Here is a 26,545-nt window from a genome sequence, read left to right as displayed (position 1 = left end):
TTCTTGGCATACAAGCCATACCTCTTAAGAGTTTTTTACCACCTGTTGCTGGCCAGCACGAATAAATCCCAAAACCACGAGGGCATCGCTTAGCACTAGAAAGGCTTCTGCCGCCCCATGGAAAGTATCAACTTCAACCAGCTCAAGTCCATAAATTTGATCAGCCAGGATCGAAAAAATGATTGTCATAAACACAAAAAGAAGAGTGAGCCGGAATCCCCAGATGGATAGTCGTGGCAAGCTCTTGCTCTGTTGCGCCCACCACAGGAAACCGAGATAGGGAATTAAAGAAAGGCCATATAGAGGACCTGGGTCCATCTCAACGAGGGAGTTCAGAATCTCAGTAGAAGTGGCAAAAATCATGATTGCTGTCGTTCTGAACGCACCAAATTCCAGGTAGCTGCGGCCAAACAGCAGTTGCCAATCAGAGTCAGCCACGCTTGGAGCACAACAATTCCACTAAGGGCTTTGCTGTTGTCAAAAATATGCCAGGTGATGGCTGTCATTGCACTCACCAAGTTGGGGAGCATTGCTAGAGCCAACCATGACATTGCCCTGTTTTGGTTCCTTTTCCCCCATTGCACCACCAGCACAATCGCAAGCATCCATTCGAACAAGGATGCGAGGTGGATCCACCATGTGCCTAGAGATAGGGCGTGCACGTGATTCGCTCGATGGCAGCAGCCTAGGGAGGCTTGGTCGCCGTTAATGTTTGATGCAGCTATTGCTTGGCTATGGCAGTTCAGGCAAAGCAATGCAAGGCAGTGCTGTTATGCGGCTACTACGGCGAGCACAACCTTGGCGATGATGCTCTTTTGCAGGTTTTACTTGAAGAGCTTCCCTCACGTTTGCAGCCTTGGATCACGGCAAATGATTCAAATGTGATTAAGGGTTTAGCTCCGAAGGCTCAAGTCATTAACCGACGCTCATTGCTGGAGAGCATTAGGGCACTTTTTCAAGTTCAGGGTTTGATTCTTGGTGGTGGCAGCTTGCTGCAGGACAGCACGAGTTTTAAGAGCCTGATCTACTACTTGATCTTGATTGTGATAGCCCAACAACGTGGCGTTCCTGTTGTGCTTTGGGGGCAGGGCCTGGGGCCATTCCGTTATCGCTTGAGTCGATGGATGGTTAGGAGAGTCTTACGCAGGGTGCAGGCGATCAGCTGGAGAGATCCAGACTCTTTTCAGCTTGCTGAGCAGTGGTGCCTACCCTCTCCGATGCTGATGGCACCAGATCCAGTTTGGCAGCTTCCCTCTAGGAGCTGGGAGGGTGGCCAAGCAGTTGTGCTCTGTTGGCGTTCCACCTCAATGCTTGATCGCTTTGGCTGGCAGCATTTGCTCCAAGCCCTTGAGATGATCCTTATAGATATTGATGCTCCAGTTCATTGGCTTGCTTTTCATCAACGTCAGGATGAAGACCTATTCCGAACACTAGATAGACAAGGATTGATCAGTTCCAGCTTGAGATCAAGAAGTCATTCCTTTGCATTTGATTCACTAACAGAGGTTATGAATCAGTTCACGATGGCCAGATTGGTGCTCCCCATGCGACTGCATGCACTAATCCTGGCCCAATTGGCTGGTAGTCCCACAGTGGCACTCAGCTACGACCCGAAGGTGTCATCTGCAGCTTTGATGGCAAATGTGCCCTTTACTGATTTGCAATCGTTGCCTGACATTCGTTTGCTTGCTGGAATATGGAGGCAGGTCTTAGATGTTCCTCCTGACCTTGGAAAGATCGAAGCAATCCGCAAACAAGCTTCTCAACACAGTAAGATAATAGACAGGTTCTTTAATTAACGTTCAAGCTTCAGTTTGCCTTCTTTGACTATTGTTAAACATGACAATGACATATGAACTTTACTGATCAATACAATTCGCGATATTCTTTGCTAATTAAATCTTTTAAACTATTGTCAGCATCTTTCTCCTGAACTGGCATTGAAATGATGTTCTTTGTCTGGGGACCAATTCAGCTTAATGGTCTCGGGAATTGTGAGCTCGCTAGCGCAAAGCATCCTTAGTGGACCTCTGTTGCTCTCAAGAATGAGCAACTGGGATGTTCCCAGCCACTCCCTGTAGACAAGACGGCTAGGAATCCCATCTGAACTTAGTTGCAGATGTTCTGGTCGAATTGCTTTGATAATGCCTGATTCTGCTGGCAAAAGGTTGATCTGGGGGCGTCCTATAAAGCTGGCCACAAAGAGTGATAATGGATTGTTGTAGAGCTCTTGGGGAGTACCGATTTGCTCGATCTTTCCATCTCGCATTACGGCAATTCGATGTGCCATGGCCATGGCTTCATGTTGATCGTGTGTGACGTAGATGACTGGCTGACTGCCTTGAAGAATTAAATGGCGTAACTGGGGTCGCAGATCTTCGCGCAGCTGAGCATCCAGATTGCTCATTGGCTCATCAAGTAGATACACCAGAGGATCTCTGAGAAGAGCTCTGGCGAGTGCCACTCTTTGACGTTGACCACCTGAGAGTTCTGCCGGATGTCGCTCTGCAAGATCCTCTAATTGCATTAATGCCAGAACAGATGCCACTCGTTGTTTGCGATCAGTGGCGGATATTCCACGAACCTGAAGACCAAGTGCAAGATTGGCAAAAACTGTGAGATGGGGAAATAATGCATAGCTCTGAAACACCATGCCGATGCGTCGGTCAACAGGGGACACCTTCGTGACATCCTCGCCAGCGATAGTGATCGAACCTTCGTTGGGCTGGTCGAGTCCTGCTATCAGCCTGAGAGTGGTGCTTTTGCCACATCCACTTGGTCCAAGTAAGGCAAGGCATTCACCCTCGCCCACTTCAAGGTCTAGATGACGAACAATCCAGTTTCTACCGAAACAGCGACCGATGTTTTGTAGAACAAGATTCATCCTTTAATTGCTCCCTGTGTCAGACCGGAAACGATCTGTCGCTGAAAGATGAGCACGAGTAACAAGAGCGGCAGAGCACCTAGAACGGTGGCAGCTGCATAAGCGCCATAGGGAATTGAGTAGACCGATGAACCTGCAATTCGTGCTATGGCAACTGGAAGTGTGAGGAGATCAGCTCGACTAATCCAGGTCAATGCGATTGGATATTCATTCCAGGAGAAGAGAAAGACCAAGATGGCAGTGCTTGCGGTTGCAGGACCGATTAGGGGAATCAATACCCAGCGCAATCTTTGCCATAAGTCAAAACCTTCAAGCCTCGCGGCTTCTTCTAGTTCAGAAGGTAGATCGCGGAAGGCTGATAAAAGCAACAACACAGCCAACGGCATAGATAAGCCTGCATAGGGAAAACTGAGCGCAAGCAGATTGTTTCCGAGGTTGAAACTCCTTGCAAGTTCTAATAACGCCAAAAAAAGCAGAACATATGGAAATAGAGCTGCACCAAGCAATATAAGTTTGGCTGTTCTGGCAATATTTTGCGAGACCCTTGAAAGAGAATAGGCGGCTGGAATGGCAATCAGTAGGGTTAATCCTGTTGAGCTAATGCCAACGATGACACTGTTCAATAGATAACGCCAGAAGGGAGGGTTGGCTGTCAATACCTGGCGATAGTTGTCAAGTGTCCAACGCTGATTATGCTCAGCCAATGGTTGTAGAAGAGCTTCATGGGTGCAAAAAGATGTATAGAGCTGCCAAAGCAGAGGTGCTAAAGACCAAAGCAGGAGAACAATGATCCAAAGATTTCGCTGACGCATCATTTCATTGCCTCTCGCCAATGGCTGGCCTGGTTGATGATCAGCCAAACAAGCAGACAGGCAATAACAAGTAGAAGAAACCCGCTGATCATTACGGTGGCGCTATAGCCAAAATCTAGGAATCTCATTGCGTTTAAATAAGCATATAAAGCAAGGCTTTCCGTGCTTCCTGCCGGACCCCCACCAGTCATCACCTGAATCAAGTCGAAAACGCCGAAGGCCTGCGCAAGGCGAAATAAAAGACTAAGGAGTAAATAAGGTTGCAAGAGCGGCAAGGTGATCTTAAATAGTGCGGCTCGTGGATGGCCACCTTCGAGATAGAAAGCTTCGTAGAGATCATTGGGAATAGTTTGCAAGCCAGCCAAAAGAATCAGAGCAGCAAATGGCGTGGTCTTCCATACATCACCAACAACCGTGGCCAGCCAGGTGATATATGGATTCGAGAGGATGTTTAGAGGTTGTAGTCCAATCAGTTCGGTGAACTGCTCAATAGGTCCGTAAGGTGTATTAAAGATCCAACGCCAGCCAAGAGCCATCACAGTCGTTGGCAGAGCCCATGGGAGCAAACTGATGGCCCTTACAACACCTCGACCCCGCCAACGCTGATCGAGTAAGAGGGCTATCGCTATAGCAAGTAATAGTTCTAGGCTGACTGAAACTGTTGCGAAGCGGGCTGTCTGATAGGTGTCTTGCCAGAAGCGTTGGTCGTGCAGTAGACGAAGCCAATTCGCACCATGATTAGGAATCGCAACTAAGCCTGTGAGGACTGAATCAGCATGGAAGCTCAACCAGGAATAACGAAGTAGAGGGATACCAAAGACGAAGGCAATTAATAGAGCTGCCGGCAATAGAAGCAATTGGATCATTTAGTTTCTCTTGCCGCCATAAGAATCTTCTCGGTGTTTGCTTGGGCGTTGGCCATTGCATCGCTAACACTGGATTGGCCTGTTAAAATCGAACTAAGATTTCGTTGTAATACATCACTAATCTGTGCATAAAGAGGAGTTGATGGACGTTCATCAGTGCTTTCTAGGGCTTTAGCAAGCTCCGGAAGAATTTGTGACTTTGAGAGCAGCTCTTGGTCTTTGAATAGTTCAACTTTGGTTGGCGTATAACTTTCGTTCAAGAACAGTATTTTTTGTGCAGATGTTGAAGTGAGGAAGGCAATTGCCTCTGCTGCTGCTTGAGGGTTCGATGAGCCCTTGAGGATCGAGAAGCCCCAGCTGCCTAGGGTTGATGTGGATCGATTGCCAGCGGAAGCAACCATCGTGGTTACGCCAACATTGCCTCTAACATCGCTGTTAGGCTTCTGAAGTTCTCCCCAGGCATAAGGCCAGTTACGCATTAGCGCAACATCTCCAGACTTAAACGCTTGTAGAGCTTCATTTTCTGCGTAGTTGATCACTGCTTTGGGGCTTGCTCCACCGAGAATCAGTTCACGCAACCAACTTGCAGCCTTAAGACTTGCGGAGCTGTCGAGGCCAACATTATCGGTTTCGGGTTCAAGCCATTGCCCTCCAAATCCGTCAAGAACTTCTAGAAATACACAACTTAGGCCTTCATATTGACGGCCTTGCCAGACATAGCCATTAGCAACACGACCTTCTTTTTGGAGTTTAAGACTAACTTTAATAAGTTCCTCAGGGGTACGCGGTGGTTTACTCATCAAATCAGTCCGCCAATAAAGCAATCCCATGTCCGCCACAAGCGGCCATCGATACAGTTTCCCGTCGAAATTATTTCCAAGCATTGCCCCCGGAGCAATGGAATCAATCTTTTGTTGGTCGATCCATGGATCCAAGGGAATAAGCCATCCTGCGGCGGCGTATTTCGGCAACCAAGTTACATCAATTAAAAGTGCATCGAATGGACTTTTACCTAAAAGCAGACTGCTGATGGCTAAATCAGATACGGCTTCTGTTTCAAGTGGACCTCGAGTCACCCGTAGTTGGATCATGCCATGATGATCTTTGTTGAATTGTTGTACCAGATCAGTTGTTGACTCAGCAAATGGAGCTGGCATCAAGATATTGATCTGAATAGGGCGAGTACTCAGGGCCCAACTTGCAAATAGTGCGACACTGCTCAAAGAGAATAGAAGAGCTATCTTCGTAAATATCCTTCTCTTCATGGCTGCGTTGCTTCTATTTTATCAACCAAACTTTTCATTTGCTCTTCTCCACAATCTTTGACTGCGTATGAGTCGACAGTAGCAGTCGTTATCACATGGTTATTTTCTGGACTTCTAAGCATGCTTAGCATTTCTTCAGACAACTTAATGCCATGCTCCAGCATCTTGATGGTAACTAGTTTGCTAAATTATTTAGGGATTAGATCTTGTTCAGGTCAATCCCTAACGATTTGGCATAGACACCTAGACCTTTTTTTTGGATGGTTTTCAGTGCACGGGTGCTTACACGAAGTTTCACCCAACGGTTCCCTTCAGCCCACCAGAGGCGCCGCTGTTGCAGGTTGGCCTGTTGCAGCTTCTTTGTGCGGATGTGGGAATGGCTCACAGCCATGCCGTTGTTGGCGCGAGTTCCAGTGAGCTGACACACCCGGGACATGTCTTGATCCTCTACAGAGCTAGGGCGCTTAACCCAGACTAAAATTTTATCAAATCCAGCTTTCCTTTAAAAAGCTCGATCCATCAGCTGTCCCATCAACACAGCACTTCGGCTTTGGAATCCAGCAAGTTCATTGGGCTCCAAACCTCCTACACCGAGGCGAGCCATGTCGTATAGGTGACGGGCTAAGCCTTGTGCCAAGGATTCGGTTGGAGATACACCTGAAGTGCTGACCAGCACGGATCCAGATTTGAGTTTCAAAAGTCCTTCGACAAGTGGATGACGACGATTGACAAGAAGGACATGATGCTCGGGAAGACCTGGCAGCCTTTGATCCATGAGAGCTCCAATGTCGTTCATACGTCGCATCTGTTCTGGCAGCAAAATCATTGCTGGAGGTGCGTTATCTCCCTTAAGTGCTTGTACTTGTATGGTGACCTTGTCGTTATTAAGTGATTGCTTCATTAGAGTTCTCAGGCTTTCAGACTTGGTCTCTCCTTCCTGGTCAGTTAGTTCAGGTTTGTCCTCTTTAAGAGTGTCATCCAATTCGGCATCAACGCGCTGGAATCGGAGATCGTCATGACGCGCTTCAAGCCATGGAAGGAATTGGCTGTCTATAAACGTTTCGGTTTTAAGAATTTCAGCCCCCTGTGAAGTCCATAAGCTGAGGGCACTCGCTTGGGCAACTTCATCCGTGCAGTAAAGAATGCGATTGTTTGCTTCTGTACTCAGACGACTTTTGTATCCACTCAGCGTAGTGAAGGCTTTTTCCCCACAAGGAATTGGATCTGGAGTGCCCCCATCTGTTTCTTTTGAAGCCAGAGCAGTCGTACCAAATAGGATTAGATCGGCAACTTGATCAGCAAACTTTTCATCTTCCATTGATCCTATTTTGACGAATGGTGCTAACGCATCCCATGCTTCAGCATAAAAAAGAGGTTGTTCAGCCTTTAATCCTCGCAGACGATCGGCAACTTTCTTTGCAACAAAATTCCCAATAGATCTAACACGTCTGTCTGTTTGTAATGCGCTACGACTTACATTAAGTGGAATGTCAGGTGAGTCGATCACACCTCTTAGAGGAAGAAGGTAGTGTGGTACTACTTCTTTAATTGAATCACTGACAAATACTTGATTGCAGTAGAGTTTTATCTCACCTTTTTCCCAATCTGCGCGACCACCAATTCGAGGGAAATAGAGAATACCCTGAAGGTTATAGGGGTAATCAGTATTTAGGTGTACCCAAAGAAGAGGATCACCTTGGAATGGATATAGATAATTATAGAGTTCGATATACTCCTGATCAGTGATTTCTCTTGGGTTGCGCCTCCAAAGAGGATTTCGCTTATTGATTGACTCGCCTTCGAGTTTTACCTCAACAGGCATAAAGTCACAGTATTTTGTGATCAGAGTACGGATTCGACTTGGCTCGATGTATTCCAACTCTTCATCCATAAGATGAAGGATGACATCGGTTCCCGCTTCATTGCGTTCGGCTTCTTGGATGTTAAATCTTGGTGAGCCATCACAGCTCCAACGAATAGCTTTACTCTCGGAACAAGCAGACTTAGTGACTAGCTCTACATGCTTCGATACCATGAATGAAGAATAAAAACCTAGCCCAAAATGACCAATAATTCCGTCACTTTCCTGCTTGTATTTTTCAAGGAAGTCTTCTGCACTTGAGAAGGCAACCTGATTAATGTACTTCTTAACCTCATCGGTTGTCATGCCGATTCCGTTGTCAGAGATAGTGAGTGTCTTTGCTTCTCGGTCAATCTTGATATCAATAACTCCTTCTTCAGCTTCAGTGCAGTCACCTGCTATGGCTGCCATGCGTCTTTTGCTTATTGCATCGACGCCATTGCTGACTAGCTCTCTCAAGAAAACCTCGTGGCCGGAATAAACGGCTTTCTTGATGATCGGGAAAATATTCTCGGTGTGAATCTGGATTTGCCCTTCTTCCAGTACAGTCATTGGTTTCACTGTTTAGGATTTGACCTTAGGTAGTCTTTGCCTCAGTTCTCAAGCTGGTTTTAGGTGGGGTGACCGTACCTAGTGATTAATTCAGCTGCTTCGCTGTAGATCACGTCGCTCCTCGGGAAGGACAGCTCCTTCTACGGGGCAGACCTGGAGGCAGATACCGCAATCAATGCAGATGTCGAAATTAATCAAATAGAAATTTCTTCCTTTGTTGTTTTTGCCTTGACCAGGCTGAATGCAGCCGACAGGGCATGCCTGAGCACAGTCAGCAACCCCTTCACATATTTCTGTCACGATGCTGTGTGGCATGGCCTTGCAGATCGGACGACGAGACTCTCGAAATCCTAATGATCTAACCAGTCCAGTGTGCTACAGCCCCGATCTGATAGACGGCTGAAGGCATCTTCACGATCGCGACAGGCTTCAAGTTCAACAACAGCACGCTGGCCCTGCTTGTGCCAGTGACGCTGACGCTTGAGTGCATGTTCCAGCGTTGCTTGCTCGCCGTAGGCAACAAGGGTTGTTTCCACAGCGTCAGACGCTTTGATCTCTTTGGTCAGCAGTTCACGAATATCGTCTATGGCGAAACTAAAGCCCACCCCTGCTGCTTGAAGCCCTTTGGCACCGCAACGAGCTACAAGGTTGTCGTAACGCCCCCCACGAGCAATCACGACAGGTGCAGCATCGCTTTGACATACCAACTGAAACACCAGCCCGGTGTAGAGCTCAAAATGGGGCTGAAAGGTTGGATCCAGTTGCAGGTCAATCCCCTGATCAGCGGCCAGTGGACTCATCTGTTCAAATAGCCTTTGTAGGTTATTGAGTGCTTGTTGAGTTCCAAATAGGCCTGATAAGCGTTCGAGCACGTCTAGGGGTTCACCACGGCACTCCAAGTGATGGAGGAGGCGCTCGAATTGCTCATTCGGCAGTTGCAGGCTTTCAAGAGCAAGGCGGTCATAGTGGATCAATGCTGTTCTTATTTTTTCGCGTTGATCGTTTTGAAATGGCAGCATGATGAGATCCATTAATGCTGTGTGGCCAACGAGTAAACGTGGCTGGTGTCGTTTACTCAGTTCGAGAGTCTCCACTGCTGAAAACAGCAGGGAAAGAAGTTCCATTTCCGCATTGATGGGCTCGACCCCGAAGAGCTCTACACCGCTTTGAAGGTTTTCTTCGATGCAAAGGCTTCCTTCATCAGCAGTACGGCTTTCAAAAATTGTTCCTGCAGCCCATAGCCTCAAAGGACGAGGTCTTTGTTTAAGCCTTGTACAAGCGGCGCGAGCGATTGATGCTGTCATCTCTGGTCGTAGACCAAGGGGTTCATCGGCCACCAATCGCACGATGTCCTTACTGGCAATAGCACCACCAGCTTTCAAGGTTTCGAGCCGCTCGACCCTTGGAGGAGAGACTTCGTCGTAGCCCCATAGTCGATAAACCTCGGCAAGTCGCTGGCTAAGTTTTTGGTTTAGCTCGACCTGCTGGGGGTTCAGATCGCGAGCACCCGCTGCCGGTTGCAGGGCCATCCCTGATTTTCTCGGAGTGACTTCAGGATCCCATGCCCCTGAGTTCGGGAGCGCCAAATGAATCCGCTTCAAGGGGTTTTACTTTGCTGAGTTGATCAACAAGCAGTTTCTGCATTCCAGGCGGACAGGCCAGCACCCTGCCACTATTCAGATCAAATGTGTCACCGCGGTAATCAGTCACCTTCCCTCCAGCTAGCTCCACCAGGGCTACTCCAGCAGCAAGATCCCATGGAGCAAGACCGCGTTCCCAATAACCATCGAGTCGCCCAGCAGCCACAAAAGCCATGTCCACTGCTGCTGCACCACCACGTCGCACGCCACGTGTTCGGTGTGTCATCCAGCAGAATTCGGCGTAGTTGTTGTCTAAGCGGTTTTGCCTGTCATAGGCAAAACCGGTCACAAGCAAAGAATCAACCAGGCTTTTGCATGATGAAACCTTGATCGGTTTTTGATTGCAAAATGCACCCATGCTTGGGGCTGCCCAGTAGATCTCATCAAGGAAAGGCACAGCTATGGCGCCAAGGATTGGTGTTTGCCGCCAAGTGAGGCCAATCGAGGTAGCGAAGAACGGATAGCCATGAGCGAAATTGGTTGTTCCATCTAGTGGGTCAACACACCAACAAAGCGAACCTTGGCCAGAAAATGATCCGCTTTCTTCTGCGAGAAGGGCAATGTTAGGAGTTTCCTGCTGGAGAAATTCGAGTACACACTTCTCAGCGGCTAGATCTGCATTGGTGACAAGATCGCCAGTTCGCCCCTTGCTTTCGATGCTTTCAAGATGTCCATAGTGGCCCATCAAAATGGCACCACCACATTCAGAGGCCTTACGCGCTACAGCTGCAAGGCGCGCCAGATCTTCATTGTTCAACCCAGCTTGCTCAGCAGCAAGGGTGCAGTTCAGAGGTTTCAAGCTTCACTACCCATCAATTTGGTATGCCATCAGGAATTTATAGATTGAATGATCCTCTGAACCCCAGTCCATAGAGCGTGTCTTGTTCCTGCGTTTCCGTTTCCAGTGGAGTGATTGCTTTGTGCTCACAAAGTTAGGTCATCTCCTTTGTCGCTAGTGGACTGGGATTCTGTTTTTTGGTGTCATGTATGGGTCTACTGGAGAGCCCTGCTACATTCACGAGGGCCTGAAAGCCGCTGGAGAGGTGGCCGAGTGGTCGAAGGCGCAGCACTGGAAATGCTGTATAGGGGCAACTCTATCGAGGGTTCGAATCCCTCCCTCTCCGTTTCAAAGGAAGTCTGATACCGTCTGATTCGGTATGGGCTTCCTTTTGGAACGCTTTTATAGAAGTCGTTTTCGGGCATTTTCGGGCTTTCCTCCGTCTGATGCAATCTCATTGTGTATGACTGGTTTTTTGTTTTTTATGCGAAGCGTGTCGGCACGAAGACCAAGGCGTTTATGCACGGGCCGCCAAAATTAGGTAATCGATGTCGTTCACCTTTGGTATTAATGCCTTGTTTTAAAGGGAGCTTTAATTTTATTTGGCTCTAGAGAATAGCTAATAGCTATTAATCGCAACTACACATCTAGCTATAAACTTTGTATCTTTAATAAATACCATCATACCTTCAACCAAAGCGGCCGGATATATAATTCTGAGTAGCCTCCTGAGCAGGTGAATGGAAGATTTTCTCTGTTTCATTGAACTCAACAAGATAACCAACTTTTCCTGATCCACCTTCTTGTACCTCAGCATTGAAGAAAGCTGTGAAATCACTAACTCGAACAGCCTGTTGCATATTATGAGTGACAATTACAATCGTAAATCTATTTTTTAACTCATGCATTGTCTCTTCAATTTTAAGTGTAGAAATAGGATCAAGGGCTGAACAGGGTTCATCCATTAAAATCACTTCTGGTTCAATAGCGATTGTTCGTGCTATGCATAGCCTTTGTTGCTGGCCACCTGATAGAGAACATCCGCTTTCTTTAAGCTTATCCTTGCATTCATCCCATACAGCTGCTTGACGAAGTGAGCGTTCAACAAGCTCATTCATATCACCTTTATATCCATTAATTCTTGCTCCAAATGCAATATTTTCATAGATGCTTTTAGGGAATGGATTCGGTTGCTGAAATACCATCCCGATGCGTCGGCGTACCTCAACTGGATCGATATTTGGGGAATACAAGTCGTCTCCATCAAACATCACTCGACCTGTAAGAGAACATCCTTCTATCAAATCGTTCATGCGATTTAGAGATCGCAGAATTGTTGATTTACCACATCCAGATGGTCCGATTAAAGCTGTAATTTTGCCGCGGGGTATCTCGCAGTAAACATGTCGTACTGCTTCAAATTCATTGTAACTTATAGTGACGTTCTGAAGTGATATGCAGGGATCAGTTGAAATCTGTCTTGGCCGAGGAGAGGAAGTGGCTGTCATGGATCAGCGCGCGATTAATAATGAAGGCAATTCAGTTGTCAAGATAAAAATAGTCTTGTGTAAGTGACTCATTTTGAGGTTAAGTGGCCAATCCAGCGTGAAAGGATATTCATCGCGAGAATAAATACTACAAGAACAAATGATGCTGCCCAAGCCAATTCATTCTGAACTTGATAGGGTTGAGTTGAAAAATTATAAATCAAAACCGAAAGTGTCGCGATAGGATTGAAGAAAGCATCTGAACCACTAGGCCAAAAATATGAAAAGAGTGCTGTAAAAATCAATGGTGCTGTTTCACCAGCTGCCCGAGCAACTGAAAGAACGACTCCTGTAGCGATTGGAGTAAATGCCATTGGCAATGTAATGTGGGAAATGGTTACAAATTTAGAGGCGCCTACTCCAAGTGCACCTTTGCGAAGGTTGTCTGGTACCAATTTTAGGCCTTCATCAGTGGTTTTTATCACTGTTGGCAACATCAGGATTGAGAGTGCTACTCCGCCAGCTATCGCACTGTATGAACTGCCAAGAATGACACGTGAAGAGACAATTATATCGTAGACAAAGACGCCAGTAATAATTGAAGGAACACCTGAAAGAACATTGGTTCCAAAACGTATAAATTTAGAGAATGGTCCTTCACGTGCATATTCGGCAAGGTAGATACCTCCACCAACACCAACAGGTATAGCGATCATTCCTGCTATGGAGGTGACAATAATAGTTCCCAAGATTGCGTTGCCAATACCTCCGCCATCGAGTCCTGGGGGAGGCGGAAGCATAGTAAAAAGAGAGATACTTAATCTGGTTGCTCCTTTGAAAATTACATAGGTTAAAACAAGAATTAGTGGCAGAATGGCTACGAATGAAAATAATCCCGATAATATTGTGCAAATTCTATTAATTCTATTACGCCTCAAGCCTGGCTTGTAGTAAAGATTGGAGGATAGATCCCCACTTGTTGAAATCGCTTCGCTAGTCATTGATTTCATGTTAGTATTTAAGACTTAATCGTTTGACCATCCATTGTGAAACGATATTTACAGCAAGCGTTATCACCATAAGAATAAATGCTGCATAATAAAGTGATGAGACCTGAGTTCCATCAGCTTCTCCAAACTGATTGGCTAGCATCGCAGCGATTGTGTTGCCTGGGCCAAGCAATGACCAGCTAAAATTATTGGAATTTCCTATAATCATTGTTACTGCCATTGTTTCACCCATGGCTCTTCCCAGGGCGAGTAGTACGCCTCCAGCAATGCCCGAAATTGCCGCTGGTAGAATGACATTAATGATAGTGCTCCAGCGTGTTGCTCCAACCCCATAAGCTGCTTGACGCAGGCTAATTGGTACTTGATTGAGTGAGTCTCTTGAAATAGCTGTAATGATAGGAAGTATCATCACAACAAGTATCAAGATCGCTGGGGTCATTCCAGGCCCCATTGGCTGAGTACTAAAAAATGGAATCCAGCCAAAATATATATACAGGAAAGAAAGCCAGGGTCTTAGGAAGGGCTCCATTACAAAGATTGCCCATAGGCCAAGTACCACAGATGGAATGGCCGCTAGTAGTTCAATCATTACTCCTATGATGTTTTTAGCTCTTGTAGGTATAAAGCTTTCGGTTATAAAAATTGCTGTTCCAACCCCTAGAGGAATCGCAATTAATAGTGAAAGCAATGAGGTTACTGCTGTTCCATAGATGGCGGTTAACACTCCGTACTCATCATCAACAGGGTTCCAATTTGATGTCACTAGAAATTTCCACCCGTAGCGCCCCATCGATTCAAGTGACCCCCAAAAGACAACGATCAGGATCGCTACAAGTATCAGTGCAACCATGGATGCCATTGATATGGCGATAGTTCTAAAGCTGCTGTCGACGAATTTTTCATAAGCCGGACGTCTTCTGAGCACGTACAGCTCTTTCTGCACACCAGTTGGCATACCACAGCAATACAGACATAAGAAACCTAATCCTGAGAGGGGTGCTTTTGCATTAACAGGCCATTAACAGTCCAACATCCACATTGCTAAAAAGGCTTGGTTTAGGGTGCTTTTCGCCGTTACCTTGGAGCTTCAGTAAACGCGGCCATGGGGCGGATTGTTGGCATAGACCTAGGGACAACAAACTCCGTTGTGGCGGTGCTTGAGGCTGGTCGCCCTCAAGTGATCGCTAATGCGGAGGGCAGTCGCACGACTCCCTCAGTAGTGGGTTACAGCAAAGAAGCAGAGCTACTTGTCGGTCAATTAGCACGTCGCCAGTTGGTGCTCAATCCAAGAAATACCTTTGCCAATCTCAAGCGCTTCGTGGGACGAGGCTGGGATGAAATGGATGACAGCAGTCTCTCTGTTCCATACACCGTAAGGGCCAATGAACAGGGGAACGTGCGTGTCTCCTGTCAAGTGACGGAGCGTGAATATGCACCCGAAGAACTTGTGGCCAGCATCATTCGCAAGCTTGTGGATGATGCGGCGACATATCTAGGAGAGCCTGTTGAGGCTGCTGTAGTGACAGTACCTGCCTATTTCAATGATGCCCAACGTCAGGCGACTCGTGATGCCGGCAGGCTCGCTGGAATCACAGTGGAACGGATCCTCAACGAACCCACTGCTGCTGCACTGGCCTATGGCTTTGATCGCAGTGCCGCTCGCCGTGTTCTTGTCTTCGATCTGGGTGGCGGGACGTTTGATGTCTCACTGATGCGTGTCGCCAATGGTGTTTTTGATGTCAAGGCCACATGTGGTGATACACAACTAGGGGGCAATGATTTCGATCAGCGGATTGTTGATTGGCTCGCTGAAGCTTTTAAGACCAAGCATGACCTCGATTTACGCCGTGATCGCCAGGCACTTCAACGCTTGATTGAAGCAGCAGAAAAAGCCAAGCAGGAACTCTCTGGTGTTCTTAGTACTCCGATTTCTTTGCCTTTTATCGCAACGGGGCCTGATGGCCCTCTTCATATCGAGACCAGCCTTGATCGCCCCACATTTGAAGGCCTTTGCCCCGACCTTCTCGACCGTCTTCTGAATCCAGTGCAGACAGCTCTGCGTGATTCTGGCTGGTCTGCTGCTGATGTTGATGATGTTGTGCTTGTTGGGGGTGGCACCAGAATGCCGATGGTTCAGCAATTGCTGCGAACCCTCCTAGCCAGTGAACCGTGTCAATCTGTCAACCCTGACGAAGTCGTGGCTGTTGGCGGAGCTGTTCAGGCCGGAATCCTTACCGGTGAGCTTCGAGATCTGATGCTCAACGATGTCACTCCCCTTTCATTAGGGCTGGAAACCGTTGGTGGGTTGATGAAAGTGCTGATCCCACGAAATACACCAATACCAGTGCGCCAATCCGACGTGTTCAGCACCTCAGAGGCCAACCAATCCTCTGTTGAAATTCATGTCTGGCAGGGTGAACGTCAGTTGGCAGCAGATAACAAGTCTTTGGGTCGCTTTCGCCTGTCTGGCATTCCACCTGCACCAAGAGGTGTTCCCCAGGTGCAGGTTGCTTTTGATATTGATGCCAATGGTCTCTTGCAAGTGAGTGCAACTGATCGCACCACAGGCCGCAAGCAATCTGTGAATATTCAAGGAGGTTCCACCCTTAACGAAGAGGAATTGCAAGCCTTGCTCGCCGAAGCTGAAGCCAAGGCAGGAGAAGATCGTCGTCGTCGTGCATCAATTGATCGTCGTAATAGTGCACTCACACTTGTTGGTCAAGCTGAACGAAGACTTCGCGATGCAGCTTTGGAGTTGGGCCCATATGGGGCTGAGCGGCAGCAGCGGGCTGTAGAGACAGCGATGCGCGATGTGCAAGACCTGCTTGAGCAGAACGATCTACAGGAACTTGAGCTTGCCGTTGCTTCTCTTCAGGAAGCCCTTTTTGGCTTGAATCGACGAATTTCATCAGAACGGCGTACTGACGCCAATCCACTCCAGGGCATACGTAACACTCTTGGCTCGTTGAAAGATGAGCTCTTCTCAGATGATGACTGGGATGAAGATCCTTGGAACAGCCCTGCCCGGCAGTCCGACGGCCGACGCATCTACAGGGGACGTGAGCTAAATCCCTGGGACGATGACTTCTACCGCTAAACCGGATTACTGGTCTTTGCTAGGTGTCTCTCCAGACAGTGACGCCTCCCAGCTCAAAAGGGCATTTCGTCGCGAAGCACGGCGATGGCATCCAGACCTCAATGGCAATGATTACCACGCCGAAGAACGCTTCAAATTGGTTAACGAGGCCTATGCAGTTCTGAGTGATCCAAGACGTCGGGCTGCTTGGCAGGGATCGATGTCGACAGAGCAAGCCATTACTGATCCTTTCGCAGTTGGTTTTCCAACTTTCGATGAGTATCTGGAAGTGGTGCTCGGTTTGGAGCGCACAGACGAACAGCCTGTTGACGTTGCTGATCCTTTCCCCTCAGAACAAGTCGACTGGCCAGCGACGTCTCCACCACCACCTCCTCCTCCCGTACAGGCCAGTGATGATCTCGAGACGTTGGTCGAGTTGACCCCTGAGCAAGCCCTCTATGGAACTTCAGTGGATCTTGAGCTCGATGACGGCACTCTTTTAGAGGTTGACACACCGCCTTTGGCTGGCGATGGCTGGCGGTTACGTCTTGTGGGCGTAGCCCCTGGAGGAAGGGACCACTTCCTTCAGTTACGCGTTCAAACAGAAGACAGACTGAGGATTGACGGACTTCGTGTGCTTTATCGCCTTGAGTTGTTTCCACCTGATGCAGCTCTTGGCTGTGCAGTGGATGTCCCAACCCTGTCTGGTCCTGTCACACTCCAAGTGCCTCCAGCATCATCAAGTGGTCGTTTATTGCGCCTTCGCGGAAGGGGACTTGAGCTTGATGGACGCAGAGGTGATCAATTGGTTGAAATTGTGGTGGTTATTCCTGCTGAACTTGCTGAAGCCGAACGTGCCCTCTACCGACGACTTCAAGAATTGGCTCTTGATCCGGAAAATCTATAAAGCCGAATTAGATAATCGAGTGAGAGATCCCATCGGTCTGGCCTGATCCACATGCGCGTGTACGTCCTCCTCTATGACGCCGGTAAAGACAACGAGGGTATTCATTCCCTCGAACTTGCTGGCAAGACAGCTGTGCTGATGTTCGAAAACGCAGATGATGCCGAGCGTTATGCCGGTCTTCTTGAGGCTCAAGACTTTCCTTTACCGACTGTTGAAGTGATTGGCCGTGATGAGATTGAAGATTTCTGCCGCCAGGCCGGATATGAAGCTCGTTTTGTGGAGGTTGGCTTTATGCCAAAAACTGATGAGGAGCGTCTTTTATTTGCTCCACCAGAATCAAATCGAGATGTGAGTCACTGGCAGGATGAGGATCATTCCGTTGCAGACAGCAATGGATTGGATCAGCAAGTTGAATCATCAGATCTTGAAGAGATTCGTAAGCGGCTTGAAGGGTTGATTTGACCATGACCAATGTATTTGCAGATCTCAATTTGCATCCTTCAGATAATCGAGGGCATCTGTTGACTGAACAGGTCAATCCCAAAAGTGAATGTTTGGATCAACTAACCACAGAGTCCTTAGTGACACTTTTCTGCGAAGAGGACCGAGAGCCACAGCGCGCCGTCGCAGCGGCTACACCCGAACTTATTCAGGCAGTTGAAGCGATTACGGACCGGCTTCGAAGCGGAGGTCGCCTTTTTTATTTGGGTGCTGGCACCTCCGGACGACTAGGTGTTCTTGACGCCGCAGAGTGCCCACCAACCTTTTGCAGCGATCCTGACCTTGTTCAGGGTGTTCTTGCTGGTGGTAGCGCAGCTTTGCTGAAAAGTTCCGAGGGACTTGAAGACATTGAACAGTTAGGGCAAAAGGATCTTGAGGAGCGTGACTTTAGCCCTGCTGATTGTCTTGTCGGTATTGCGGCCGGGGGAACGACTCCTTATGTCAAAGGAGGACTTACATACGCAAAGGAAATCAATGCTTTGGCGATTGCAATTTCATGTGTGCCTATAGAACAAGCTGAGTTGCCATGCAGTATCGATATTCGTCTTTTGACTGGCCCTGAATTACTTACAGGTTCCACGCGCTTGAAGGCTGGTACCGCAACAAAGATGGCTCTAAATATTCTTTCAACCTGTGCAATGGTTCGGCTTGGCAAAGTCTTTGGTAATCGAATGGTTGATGTTTCTGCTACCAATATCAAGCTGATGGATCGTGCCTTGCGAATCCTGCATGATTTAGCTGATGTTGATCGAGTTCGTGGAACTGAGTTGCTTCAAGCAAGCGATGGATCTGTAAAAGTGGCTCTGCTGATGCATACTTGCGGTTTAGATGCTGAGGCTGCCCAGAAACTACTGATAGAGCATAATAATCAATTGCGAACAGCTTTGGCGAGTTGTAATAATTGCATTGCTTGATTTTAATTGTGTCATTGCAAGAAACAAGATAATAAGATCATTCTACTCGGTAGGTACACGATAGCAATAACAGATTCTAAACGATTTGCATATCTTCAAATGGCATATACAGCTTTCCTATGAATCGTTCCATGCCTTGTTGAATGCTGTTTATACAATTGAATCTATTGCTTTGATTTAATTAATATTTCTAGAGATGTCGCGAAAGTTGGCTTCACTGACTAGACTATTTTTTTGAGCATCCAACTGTGACCAAGGCCCTGATGGACACTGATGCTGGTTTGATTGAGTTGGACCTCTTTGATGATGATGCTCCCAACACGGTTGCCAATTTCACAAAGCTGGTTAAGGAGGGTTTTTATGACGGCCTGTCTTTCCATCGTGTGATCGATGGTTTCATGGCTCAAGGTGGCTGCCCAAATACTCGTGAGGGGGCAAAGGGGATGCCTGGAACCGGTGGGCCTGGATATACGATTAATTGTGAAATAAATAGCAAAAAGCATCTCGCCGGTTCTCTTTCTATGGCTCATGCAGGAAGGAACACTGGTGGAAGTCAATTCTTTCTTGTACATGATGCTCAGCCTCATCTCGATGGTGTGCATACCGTTTTCGGTCAGGCTGCCAACATGGATGTGGTCTTAGCCTTAAAGAACGGCTCTAGGATCAATAAAGTAACCATTCAAGAGAATTGAAAATATACAGCTGGTCTCTTTCACGACCAAAGGATCAGATTGGGAAAGCTCGTGGCATCCCAATCTTTTAGTGGGGAAAAATCATCTTTAAATAGTGTTTCCAACGACCGCTCTTCTCTCTTTAGATCTTGAGGAGGATGCATTGCTTGCTCAGCACGGTCAGTACGCAGAAGACCAATTCGACGGCTCCCTGACCATTGAATCAACTCTTGAAGCAGTAACTCCAGCGATGCTTTTTTAAGTGGATCTGATGAAACCTCAGAAGAGGTTTTCACTCGTGGACATACACGCCATACAAAGAGGGGGCGATCCCATAGAGCAAGTAGACGGGGTGAGCTTTCTGCTATGAGCTCAAGTTCATTGCTTTTGGCCCAATCATGTGCACGGGTCCTCAGCTTAGCTAACGTCTCTCCGTTCACCTCACCGTCCCAGGCAACCACAACAAAAGGTCCAACTTCTGGCGCTTTATTCTCTGATTTGCCAGCATCAATCAAGTGTCCAAGTTTTTCCCGCTTAACAGCTAAATAAGCGGCGTTGTGATCTCCAGGACAGATCACTAGGGGGACACGACTTTCGACTTGTAAGCCATATCCACCCAGTCCAGCAATTTTGCGTGGGTTGTTTGTAAGTAGACGTAAACGGTGGATGCCAAGGTCAGTGAGAATTTGAGCACCAACCCCATAGTTGCGCAGATCTGCAGGGAAACCCAAACTTTCATTGGCTTCCACAGTGTCTAGACCGCCATCCTGAAGGCTATAGGCCTTTAATTTGTTAATTAGTCCAATGCCCCGACCTTCCTGGCGGAGATAAACAACCACGCCTTCACCTTCCTGTTCGATGCGAGCTAACGCTGCCTCAAGTTGGGGGCGACAATCACAGCGCAGTGATCCAAAAGCATCTCCCGTAAGACATTCGGAGTGCATGCGCACTAAAACTGGTTCTTTCAGTTTTCGTGGATCGCCCTTGACAAGAGCAATGTGTTCCGATCCATCCAAACCATTTAAATAGCCGATTGCCTGAAAACTGCCAAAGAGACTTGGTAAATCGGCAGTGGCTTGACGGTATACAAAGCGTTCGTTCTCAAGACGGTAACGAATGAGATCGGCGATGTTGATGAGCTTGAGTCCCCAACGCCGCGCATAGTTTTGCAATTGCGGCAGTCTTGCCATTGATCCGTCTGAGTTTTGGATCTCGCAGATCACGCCAGCTGGAGCAAGCCCTGCCAGCTGTGACAAATCCACGGCGGATTCTGTATGTCCAGCCCTTTTGAGAACACCTCCTTGACTCGCTCTAAGTGGGAAAATATGTCCTGGGCGGCGTAGGTCTCTTGGACGAGTCTCCGGATGTAGGGCCACTTGAATCGTGCGCGCTCGATCCTCCGCTGAAATACCGGTAGAAACCCCTTTTTCAGGGCCTGCATCGATGCTTACGGTAAAAGCCGTTTGGTTGGCATCTGTGTTGCGATCAACCATCAGCGGCAGGTCAAGTTGATCTAGGCGACTGCCTTGCATCGCAAGGCAGATCAGACCACGAGCCTCTGTGGCCATGAAATTGATTTGCTCAGGCGTAGCGAACTGAGCAGCACAAATTAGGTCGCCCTCGTTTTCTCTGCGCTCATCATCAACAACCACAACGCATTCACCGTTTCGGATCGCGGCAAGTGCATCAGAAATGTCGTCGAAGCGGATCTCGACCGATTCAGCGGGTATAGGAGATGTCCTCAGGGCCTTAGGGATGAACGTACTGGGTTCATTATCGACACCAGTACGATCAGCCGGCATCCGCTGAAGGCAATGGAAAGTCCCCCTCGCTCTCCAGCCTCTGACATTTCTCAGGTTCGAGGCAGTCGAGTAGCGGTTATCGGCGCTACGGGCTACGGCGGTCTTCAAACCATCAGATTGCTTGAGGACCATCCCCACCTCCATGTGACCTACCTGGGCGGCGAACGAAGTGCCGGCAGGCGATGGAGTGAGCTTTGCCCTTTTTTACCCATCCTTGATGATCCTGAAGTTCAATCTCCCGATCCTGACAAGATCGCTGAATTCGCCGATTACGCAGTCCTCAGCCTTCCCAATGGACTTGCCTGCCAATTAGCACCGCAACTGCTGAAACGCAATGTTCGGGTTGTAGATCTCTCTGCTGACTTTCGCTATCGCTCACTGGAACAATGGAAACAAGTTTATGTCCATGAAGCTCAAAACCTCAATCGAGATGATGTTCAGCTTTGTAGAGAGGCTGTTTATGGGTTACCTGAATGGAAGGGACCTGAAATTGCAGTTGCAAATCTTGTCGCTGCACCGGGATGCTTCCCAACCGCAAGTTTGTTGCCCTTGCTGCCTTTTCTAAAACAGGGATTGATCGAAAACGATGGTTTGATTATCGATGCAAAAACTGGCACCTCTGGTGGAGGGAGGTTAGCGAAAGAACAATTTCTTCTGGCAGAGGCCTCGGAGTCGATCATGCCTTATGGCGTGGTAGGACATCGACATACATCAGAAATCGAACAACTTGCTAGTGAGGTTGCCGGACAGCCGATTGAGCTTCAGTTCACACCCCATCTCGTACCGATGGTGCGTGGACTGCTAGCGACGGTTTATGGACGTTTGAGAGATCCTGGATTGACCGCTGAGGATTGCACAACTGTGCTTAAAGCGGTCTATCGACATCATCCCTGCATCGATGTTCTTCCTGTGGGAACGTATCCAGCGACTAAGTGGGTGAAGTACTCCAACAAAGCTGTTCTTTCTGTTCAGGTCGATAACCGCAACAGCCGGCTTGTCTTGATGAGCGCTGTCGACAACCTGATTAAAGGCCAAGCTGGTCAAGGGGTTCAATGTCTAAACCTGATGGCTGGATTACCACCAACCACAGGGATGTCTTTACTGACCTTCTACCCTTAATTTTGAGCTGCGTTTCTCCAATTCTGGCCAGCAAGAGCAACAGATAATGGAAGCAGTTGATGCTCCATTCGCTGGATCCTTTTGCTGAGGCTCTGATGGTCGTCTGAGCTCAAAACTGGAACTGCAGCTTGCGCAAGCACCGGACCGTCATCTACTTGAGGTGTAACCAGGTGAACGGAACAACCACTGATAGGAACTCTCGCTTTAAGTGCTTGCCCAACCGCATCTAAACCGCGAAAGCTAGGAAGCAGAGATGGGTGAAGATTAATAAGGCGATTCGGGAAAGCAGCAATCAGGATTGGGGTGACGATTCGCATCCAGCCGGCCATCACCACGCCTTCTACAGCATGGTTGGTGAATGTCTTTACCAAGGCCTTATCCAGTTCTTCTCGACTACTGAATTCGCGATGATCGTGGATGACACAAGGCACACCTAGCCGTTTGGCCCGGAGACTTGCTTCACAATTAGGGTTGTTAACCACCAATATGGAAATATAAGCATCAAGTTGAGAATTTTGAATGGCTTTAACCAGTGCTTCAAAATTGCTGCCATTCCCTGATGCCATCACGCCAAGATTTAAGCGAGGGTTGAATTTTGGGCTGGCCTGGAGGGGTGGCCAGATCAGCGATCGCTTCGCATCCTTTTCATAGCAACTGTTCTGAAGAGGATTCGAAGCAGCACTGGTCAGAGAAATCTCCTTTTTATCTAAGTTGTTCATCTTGTTGACGATTGCGAAGACCAGCTACCTACATGCTCTAAGCACATCCAATTCACAACTTAATTCCTATGTGCAGCATCCAATTGGAACCCCTGCTGTGATCCATGATCTTTTTAGACAAAGTCAAGCCTTCAGATGGCTCAAGGCCATGATCAAGAACATCTTCCGTAAAGATACCCTTTTCCAGGGCCATTACAGTTGTTGCATAACGTCTTAGCTTGTTTTTGAGGTTGAGTGAGGTGGTCGAGGTTGTTGAAGTCCATCTTGATCTGTGTGACAAGGCAAGTCAGACCTTTAAGGTCAGCCTGAAATGGAAGCCAAGAACACATCGTCAGAGCTGGTCTCTGCCGATATGGACCCCAGGCTCATACACCATTAGAGACCATGTTCAGTATCTCCACAGTCTGAGCCTTTCTCAAGCCTCAAATGATTGTCAAGTGCAACGGATCGGCCCAAGTGGTTGGAAGGCTGATCTCGACACTCTTGATCTTGTCACCCTTGGCTATGTCATTGAGGCTCGACAGCTCACAGTGCGCACCTGCTACTTAGATCCGGAGTTTGCATCCCTTTGTCTTGCAGCGGCTGTGATGGAAATCGATGGTCAGCGTTGGACTCCTCATTGCCTCACCTTGGCCCTACCAGCGGGTTGGAATGCCTACGTTCCTCTCGCTGGAGAGAAACCACTCTGGGCTAAGGATTTTGATCATCTTGTTGATGCTCCTATTCATGCTGGCTGTTTCGTTTCTCAGCCCTTTGTTGTCAAAAAAAATTCTCATCAACTTCTCTGCATAGGTGATCCTCCTATGGGATGGCCAGCAAACCTTGTGAATGATGTCAGCGCTATTTGTAAAGCTACCTGTTGTCTAATGGATGAACCTCCACCAGCAGGAGATCTCTACCAATTAGTGATTCATATGTTAGAAACGGGTTATGGCGGCCTTGAACATGATTATGGCGCAGTTTTGCATTATTCCTGGCGGGCATTAACTGAGCCTGATGGCTATCGGAAGCTCCTACAATTGATAGGGCATGAGTATTTGCATCAATGGAATGTGAGACGTCTTCGACCCAGGGAATATCGACCTTACGATTATTCTCAAGCTGTGATAAGTGATGGACTCTGGTTTGCCGAAGGAATCACTAGCTACCTTGACCTCACCCTGCCATTCCTTGCTGGGCTGAGCGATCGCTCAACATTACTAAAAGATTTATCTCTAGAGTTTTCACCTCTATTAATCAACCCAGGTCGTCAAGTACAGAGCCTGGCAGACAGTTCACGTGAAGCCTGGGTGAAATTGTATAAAGCAACACCGGCCAGTACCGATTCACAGGTCAGTTACTACAGGCTTGGTGCTGCGATGGCCTTTTGCCTGGATGTTCGCCTACGCAAGCAAAACTCGTCATTAACGCAAGTACTCCGTGACCTTTGGCGGAAGTTTGGGGGTAGTCATCGAGGTTATTCCAGGTTAGACATCAAAGCTGCCATCGCTAAGTTCGATCCCAATACTGCTAATGAGGTTGATTCATGGCTTGATCAACCTGACTCTCTCCCGTTGACTTCGATAGTTACAGATCTTGGACTGAGGTTTGAAGAGAGATATTCAAACAAAAGAGAAATAGGTCTTACTTTAGTTGAACGAGAGGGGCTTATTTACGTGTCAAGAGTTGCTCTATCTAGTCCAGCCCATCATGCAGGTCTTGTAGTTGAAGATGAATTGCTTGCCGTCGGCGGATTTCGATTGCGAAAGGTCGATGATTTATACAAACTTATCTCCAATGAAGAGCCTGTATCGATCACTTTTTCAAGGCGAGGACGACTTAGTGAAACAGCACTTACGAGTGGTTTGCCCCAAGTCGATCACTGGGATATTATTATTGATTCTGAGGCACCAGCTGAGTTAAGCAATCTACGGGATCGATGGTTTCAGATTATTTAACCACTCTGATTATGTCTATTAGGAGCAAAACTAAACGATTGCTAATCATACTCATATTTTCAATAAGTGGTTTGATAATAATCACCTGGCATACAAAGAAGAGCATTTCTGATGATCAGTCAAAATTAAATCAAAGCCTCCAAAGCCATCTAGAACGACTTGGGCAATTCTCAGAAGAAGACAATCAAAAGTCAAATGGCCTGCCATCAACAAGTCAACAAAAGCCGCCGCGAGCAATATCATGGTCATCCCCACTTTCAAAGCAATGCTCTGATATCGATCAACGACTTAAGAAACGTCTTAACCACCGTCAACAGCAATTGGCAACTGAACGCAATTATGTAGTTATTGATTCATCGAATTATGGCAAAAGATATCGCTGGGATCTTTATGGCCGTCGAGTTGATCCGACTCCTAGTGTCGTAATTCTACATGAGACTACCGATTCGTATCAATCTGCAATCTATACATTTAAAGATTATCATCGCAAGGATGAAGATCAAGTTAGCTACCACACATTGATTACATTGGATGGGCGAATCATTGATGTTGTACACCCACTTAATAGAGCATATGGAGCAGGAAATTCTGCTTTTCTTGGTGAGTGGGTTGTGACAAATCCACGCTTTAAGGGATCCGTCAATAACTTCGCTTTGCATTTGAGCCTAGAGACACCATGGGATGGTCGCAATGGCTATCTAAAACATAGTGGTTATAGCGACAAACAATATGATTCTCTTGCTCTAGTCTTAGCAGATTGGATGGATCGCTTCAATATTCCCCCAGAAAATATCACTACTCATCAGCATGTTGATTTAGCAGGTGAGCGATCAGACCCCCGTAGTTTTGATTGGTCAAATCTACAGCGAAGACTAGCGGCGATTGGTTATCTTTGTGTAAGTAGCAATCCCTCAGATTAAGGGCAGCTGGGCTGAAGAACGTTGGGAGTAAATCAGACCATGTAGTTCAGGGTCTTGCATATAACGAAGAATTCTTGCGGGATAGTCAAGCTTGCCATTATGAAGATAAGCCAGTGTGGCGATCGCCTTGGCATGTTTATAAGAGCGACTAGCTTGGATTAAGGCATTAGAAGGTAAGCCTAAGTCATCCTTTAGACGCGCAATCTTTCCTGCAAGTAACTCAATATTAGATTCTGGATTGAGAAGTAAATTACGAGCACTTGAAATTTGTTCTGCCGTTGGATGCTGAGGCAAACGTTTTTGATGGATGAGTTCAGAGATGCCTAGTTGGGCTGGCCCATGGGTCTTCAATAGACCGGAATGAGCCACAAAAGGGATGTTTTCGCCTGGTTTTGAATGCTGAATTTCATCAAAGAGGATCGCTGTGACCAGCATTGGGTTGACGCGGTATCGCTTGGACTCGCGCACGATCACAGGTTTTAATTCATCCAGTCGATTGACTGTCTGAGCTCGCAGTGGCTGGAGGTGATCAATTCCTTGTGTGAACAACTGAGCTAAAGGCGTCTGAGGGCCATGTACCCCGAAACGTTTTTGAAGATATCTGAGCTCTTCTGCTGTGAAATCGGTTGGATCAAGGTGATTAACGGTTGCAATATTCAGCGGTGGTGATTGACGTGTCTGGCTTGCCTGCCGGCCATAATTCTCTGTCATGAGAACCAAGAAAAGCGAAGCCAGGACTACAAAGTCGGTTAGTCGAAGACCTCTTTTGAGTGTTTGTAGGATTCCGAAAAGAGTCTTGATCATCGCGCGAGGTTAGCCTGAGT

27 protein-coding genes and 1 tRNA gene are annotated in these 26,545 nt (G+C 47.5%); 10 read left to right on the top strand and 18 right to left on the bottom strand.

The annotated features are described in order from the left end of the window. Positions 1 to 24 precede the first annotated feature (24 nt). The gene (locus tag SIB79_RS05710) at positions 25 to 363 is read right to left on the bottom strand and encodes a DUF3593 domain-containing protein (RefSeq protein ID WP_063403953.1); all 339 of its coding nucleotides are present in this window, start codon (positions 361 to 363) and stop codon (positions 25 to 27) included. Beyond that, the gene (locus tag SIB79_RS05705; protein WP_063403954.1) at positions 360 to 662 is read right to left on the bottom strand and encodes a DUF2499 domain-containing protein; all 303 of its coding nucleotides are present in this window, start codon (positions 660 to 662) and stop codon (positions 360 to 362) included. Before SIB79_RS05705 ends, SIB79_RS05710 begins: the two co-directional genes overlap by 4 nt. A gap of 72 nt (positions 663 to 734) precedes the next feature. On the opposite strand from SIB79_RS05705, the gene csaB reads away from it, so the two are divergent. Further along, a complete protein-coding gene (gene csaB, locus SIB79_RS05700) occupies positions 735 to 1,799 on the top strand; it encodes a polysaccharide pyruvyl transferase CsaB (RefSeq protein ID WP_063403955.1) in 1,065 nt (354 codons plus the stop codon). 116 nt (positions 1,800 to 1,915) lie between these two features. Here csaB and SIB79_RS05695 read toward each other — a convergent pair whose 3' ends face one another. The 10 genes from SIB79_RS05695 to SIB79_RS05650 all read right to left on the bottom strand — a co-directional run bounded on the left by SIB79_RS05695 (position 1,916) and on the right by SIB79_RS05650 (position 10,950). Beyond that, positions 1,916 to 2,884, bottom strand: a complete 969-nt coding sequence (locus SIB79_RS05695; protein WP_063403956.1) for an ABC transporter ATP-binding protein — start codon at positions 2,882 to 2,884, stop codon at positions 1,916 to 1,918. Then, positions 2,881 to 3,699, bottom strand: a complete 819-nt coding sequence (locus SIB79_RS05690; RefSeq protein ID WP_011130070.1) for a carbohydrate ABC transporter permease — start codon at positions 3,697 to 3,699, stop codon at positions 2,881 to 2,883. The genes SIB79_RS05695 and SIB79_RS05690 overlap by 4 nt, the downstream gene beginning before the upstream one ends. Continuing rightward, positions 3,696 to 4,562 (bottom strand): carbohydrate ABC transporter permease, encoded by an 867-nt coding sequence (locus SIB79_RS05685; protein WP_063403957.1) that lies wholly within the window; start codon positions 4,560 to 4,562, stop codon positions 3,696 to 3,698. The genes SIB79_RS05690 and SIB79_RS05685 overlap by 4 nt, the downstream gene beginning before the upstream one ends. Continuing rightward, the gene (locus SIB79_RS05680) at positions 4,559 to 5,827 is read right to left on the bottom strand and encodes an ABC transporter substrate-binding protein (RefSeq protein WP_063403958.1); all 1,269 of its coding nucleotides are present in this window, start codon (positions 5,825 to 5,827) and stop codon (positions 4,559 to 4,561) included. The genes SIB79_RS05685 and SIB79_RS05680 overlap by 4 nt, the downstream gene beginning before the upstream one ends. 199 nt (positions 5,828 to 6,026) lie before the next feature. Continuing rightward, positions 6,027 to 6,263: a 50S ribosomal protein L28 gene (gene rpmB, locus SIB79_RS05675; RefSeq protein ID WP_063403959.1), complete on the bottom strand. Its 237-nt coding sequence runs from the start codon at positions 6,261 to 6,263 to the stop codon at positions 6,027 to 6,029. Between the two features lie 66 nt (positions 6,264 to 6,329). After that, the gene (gene htpG, locus SIB79_RS05670; protein WP_011130074.1) at positions 6,330 to 8,240 is read right to left on the bottom strand and encodes a molecular chaperone HtpG; all 1,911 of its coding nucleotides are present in this window, start codon (positions 8,238 to 8,240) and stop codon (positions 6,330 to 6,332) included. Between the two features lie 90 nt (positions 8,241 to 8,330). Further along, on the bottom strand, positions 8,331 to 8,555 hold the full coding sequence (locus SIB79_RS05665) for an indolepyruvate ferredoxin oxidoreductase subunit alpha (RefSeq protein ID WP_011130075.1): 225 nt from the start codon (positions 8,553 to 8,555) through the stop codon (positions 8,331 to 8,333). 35 nt (positions 8,556 to 8,590) lie between these two features. After that, a complete protein-coding gene (locus SIB79_RS05660) occupies positions 8,591 to 9,769 on the bottom strand; it encodes an ATP phosphoribosyltransferase regulatory subunit (RefSeq protein ID WP_063403960.1) in 1,179 nt (392 codons plus the stop codon). A 22-nt stretch (positions 9,770 to 9,791) separates the two neighbouring features. Beyond that, positions 9,792 to 10,679 (bottom strand): inositol monophosphatase family protein, encoded by an 888-nt coding sequence (locus SIB79_RS05655; RefSeq protein ID WP_063403961.1) that lies wholly within the window; start codon positions 10,677 to 10,679, stop codon positions 9,792 to 9,794. Between the two features lie 133 nt (positions 10,680 to 10,812). Beyond that, a complete protein-coding gene (locus SIB79_RS05650; protein ID WP_155724663.1) occupies positions 10,813 to 10,950 on the bottom strand; it encodes a hypothetical protein in 138 nt (45 codons plus the stop codon). On the opposite strand from SIB79_RS05650, the gene SIB79_RS05645 reads away from it, so the two are divergent. Then, positions 10,918 to 11,004: transfer RNA gene (locus SIB79_RS05645), tRNA-Ser, on the top strand. The two genes, SIB79_RS05650 and SIB79_RS05645, sit on opposite strands and share 33 nt — an antisense overlap. Positions 11,005 to 11,347: 343 nt before the next feature. Here SIB79_RS05645 and pstB read toward each other — a convergent pair. From pstB to pstC, 3 genes are all read right to left on the bottom strand, one after another. Then, positions 11,348 to 12,166 carry a phosphate ABC transporter ATP-binding protein PstB gene (gene pstB, locus SIB79_RS05640; RefSeq protein WP_063403962.1) on the bottom strand — a complete coding sequence of 273 codons (819 nt, stop codon included), beginning with the start codon at positions 12,164 to 12,166 and terminating at the stop codon, positions 11,348 to 11,350. Positions 12,167 to 12,234: 68 nt separating this feature from the next. Further along, positions 12,235 to 13,155 (bottom strand): phosphate ABC transporter permease PstA, encoded by a 921-nt coding sequence (gene pstA, locus SIB79_RS05635; RefSeq protein WP_063403963.1) that lies wholly within the window; start codon positions 13,153 to 13,155, stop codon positions 12,235 to 12,237. Position 13,156: 1 nt separating this feature from the next. Then, the gene (pstC, locus tag SIB79_RS05630; protein WP_063403964.1) at positions 13,157 to 14,110 is read right to left on the bottom strand and encodes a phosphate ABC transporter permease subunit PstC; all 954 of its coding nucleotides are present in this window, start codon (positions 14,108 to 14,110) and stop codon (positions 13,157 to 13,159) included. 147 nt (positions 14,111 to 14,257) lie between these two features. On the opposite strand from pstC, the gene dnaK reads away from it, so the two are divergent. From dnaK to SIB79_RS05605, 5 genes are all read left to right on the top strand, one after another. Beyond that, a complete protein-coding gene (gene dnaK / locus SIB79_RS05625; protein WP_063403965.1) occupies positions 14,258 to 16,252 on the top strand; it encodes a molecular chaperone DnaK in 1,995 nt (664 codons plus the stop codon). Beyond that, positions 16,236 to 17,138: a DnaJ domain-containing protein gene (locus tag SIB79_RS05620; RefSeq protein ID WP_063403966.1), complete on the top strand. Its 903-nt coding sequence runs from the start codon at positions 16,236 to 16,238 to the stop codon at positions 17,136 to 17,138. Before dnaK ends, SIB79_RS05620 begins: the two co-directional genes overlap by 17 nt. 51 nt (positions 17,139 to 17,189) lie before the next feature. After that, on the top strand, positions 17,190 to 17,600 hold the full coding sequence (locus SIB79_RS05615; protein ID WP_063403967.1) for a DUF3110 domain-containing protein: 411 nt from the start codon (positions 17,190 to 17,192) through the stop codon (positions 17,598 to 17,600). Between the two features lie 2 nt (positions 17,601 to 17,602). Continuing rightward, positions 17,603 to 18,553 (top strand): N-acetylmuramic acid 6-phosphate etherase, encoded by a 951-nt coding sequence (murQ, locus tag SIB79_RS05610; RefSeq protein ID WP_063403968.1) that lies wholly within the window; start codon positions 17,603 to 17,605, stop codon positions 18,551 to 18,553. A gap of 263 nt (positions 18,554 to 18,816) precedes the next feature. Further along, positions 18,817 to 19,245, top strand: a complete 429-nt coding sequence (locus SIB79_RS05605) for a peptidylprolyl isomerase (protein WP_063404126.1) — start codon at positions 18,817 to 18,819, stop codon at positions 19,243 to 19,245. A gap of 20 nt (positions 19,246 to 19,265) precedes the next feature. Here the strand turns inward: SIB79_RS05605 and ribBA are convergent, their stop codons facing one another. Further along, the gene (ribBA, locus tag SIB79_RS05600) at positions 19,266 to 21,026 is read right to left on the bottom strand and encodes a bifunctional 3,4-dihydroxy-2-butanone-4-phosphate synthase/GTP cyclohydrolase II (protein ID WP_074161345.1); all 1,761 of its coding nucleotides are present in this window, start codon (positions 21,024 to 21,026) and stop codon (positions 19,266 to 19,268) included. A gap of 12 nt (positions 21,027 to 21,038) precedes the next feature. Between ribBA and argC the strand changes: the two genes are divergently transcribed. Further along, positions 21,039 to 22,145: an N-acetyl-gamma-glutamyl-phosphate reductase gene (gene argC / locus SIB79_RS05595; protein ID WP_063403969.1), complete on the top strand. Its 1,107-nt coding sequence runs from the start codon at positions 21,039 to 21,041 to the stop codon at positions 22,143 to 22,145. Here argC and purN read toward each other — a convergent pair. Next, positions 22,142 to 22,864, bottom strand: coding sequence for a phosphoribosylglycinamide formyltransferase (gene purN, locus SIB79_RS05590; protein WP_063403970.1), 723 nt, complete (start codon positions 22,862 to 22,864; stop codon positions 22,142 to 22,144). The two genes, argC and purN, sit on opposite strands and share 4 nt — an antisense overlap. A gap of 239 nt (positions 22,865 to 23,103) precedes the next feature. Between purN and SIB79_RS05585 the strand changes: the two genes are divergently transcribed. Continuing rightward, complete coding sequence (locus tag SIB79_RS05585) at positions 23,104 to 24,801, top strand: PDZ domain-containing protein (protein WP_063404128.1); 1,698 nt, start codon at positions 23,104 to 23,106, stop codon at positions 24,799 to 24,801. After that, complete coding sequence (locus tag SIB79_RS05580; RefSeq protein ID WP_063403971.1) at positions 24,783 to 25,721, top strand: N-acetylmuramoyl-L-alanine amidase; 939 nt, start codon at positions 24,783 to 24,785, stop codon at positions 25,719 to 25,721. Before SIB79_RS05585 ends, SIB79_RS05580 begins: the two co-directional genes overlap by 19 nt. Here SIB79_RS05580 and SIB79_RS05575 read toward each other — a convergent pair. Next, positions 25,713 to 26,525 (bottom strand): hypothetical protein, encoded by an 813-nt coding sequence (locus SIB79_RS05575; RefSeq protein WP_063403972.1) that lies wholly within the window; start codon positions 26,523 to 26,525, stop codon positions 25,713 to 25,715. The genes SIB79_RS05580 and SIB79_RS05575 overlap by 9 nt on opposite strands. Positions 26,526 to 26,545: the final 20 nt, after the last annotated feature.

The organism is Prochlorococcus sp. MIT 1342 (assembly GCF_047304495.1).
Taxonomy (GTDB): Bacteria; Cyanobacteriota; Cyanobacteriia; order PCC-6307; family Cyanobiaceae; genus Prochlorococcus; species Prochlorococcus marinus_D.
The sequence above is the reverse complement of the archived record's forward strand: the minus strand, read 5'-3'. Positions and strand labels throughout refer to the sequence as shown.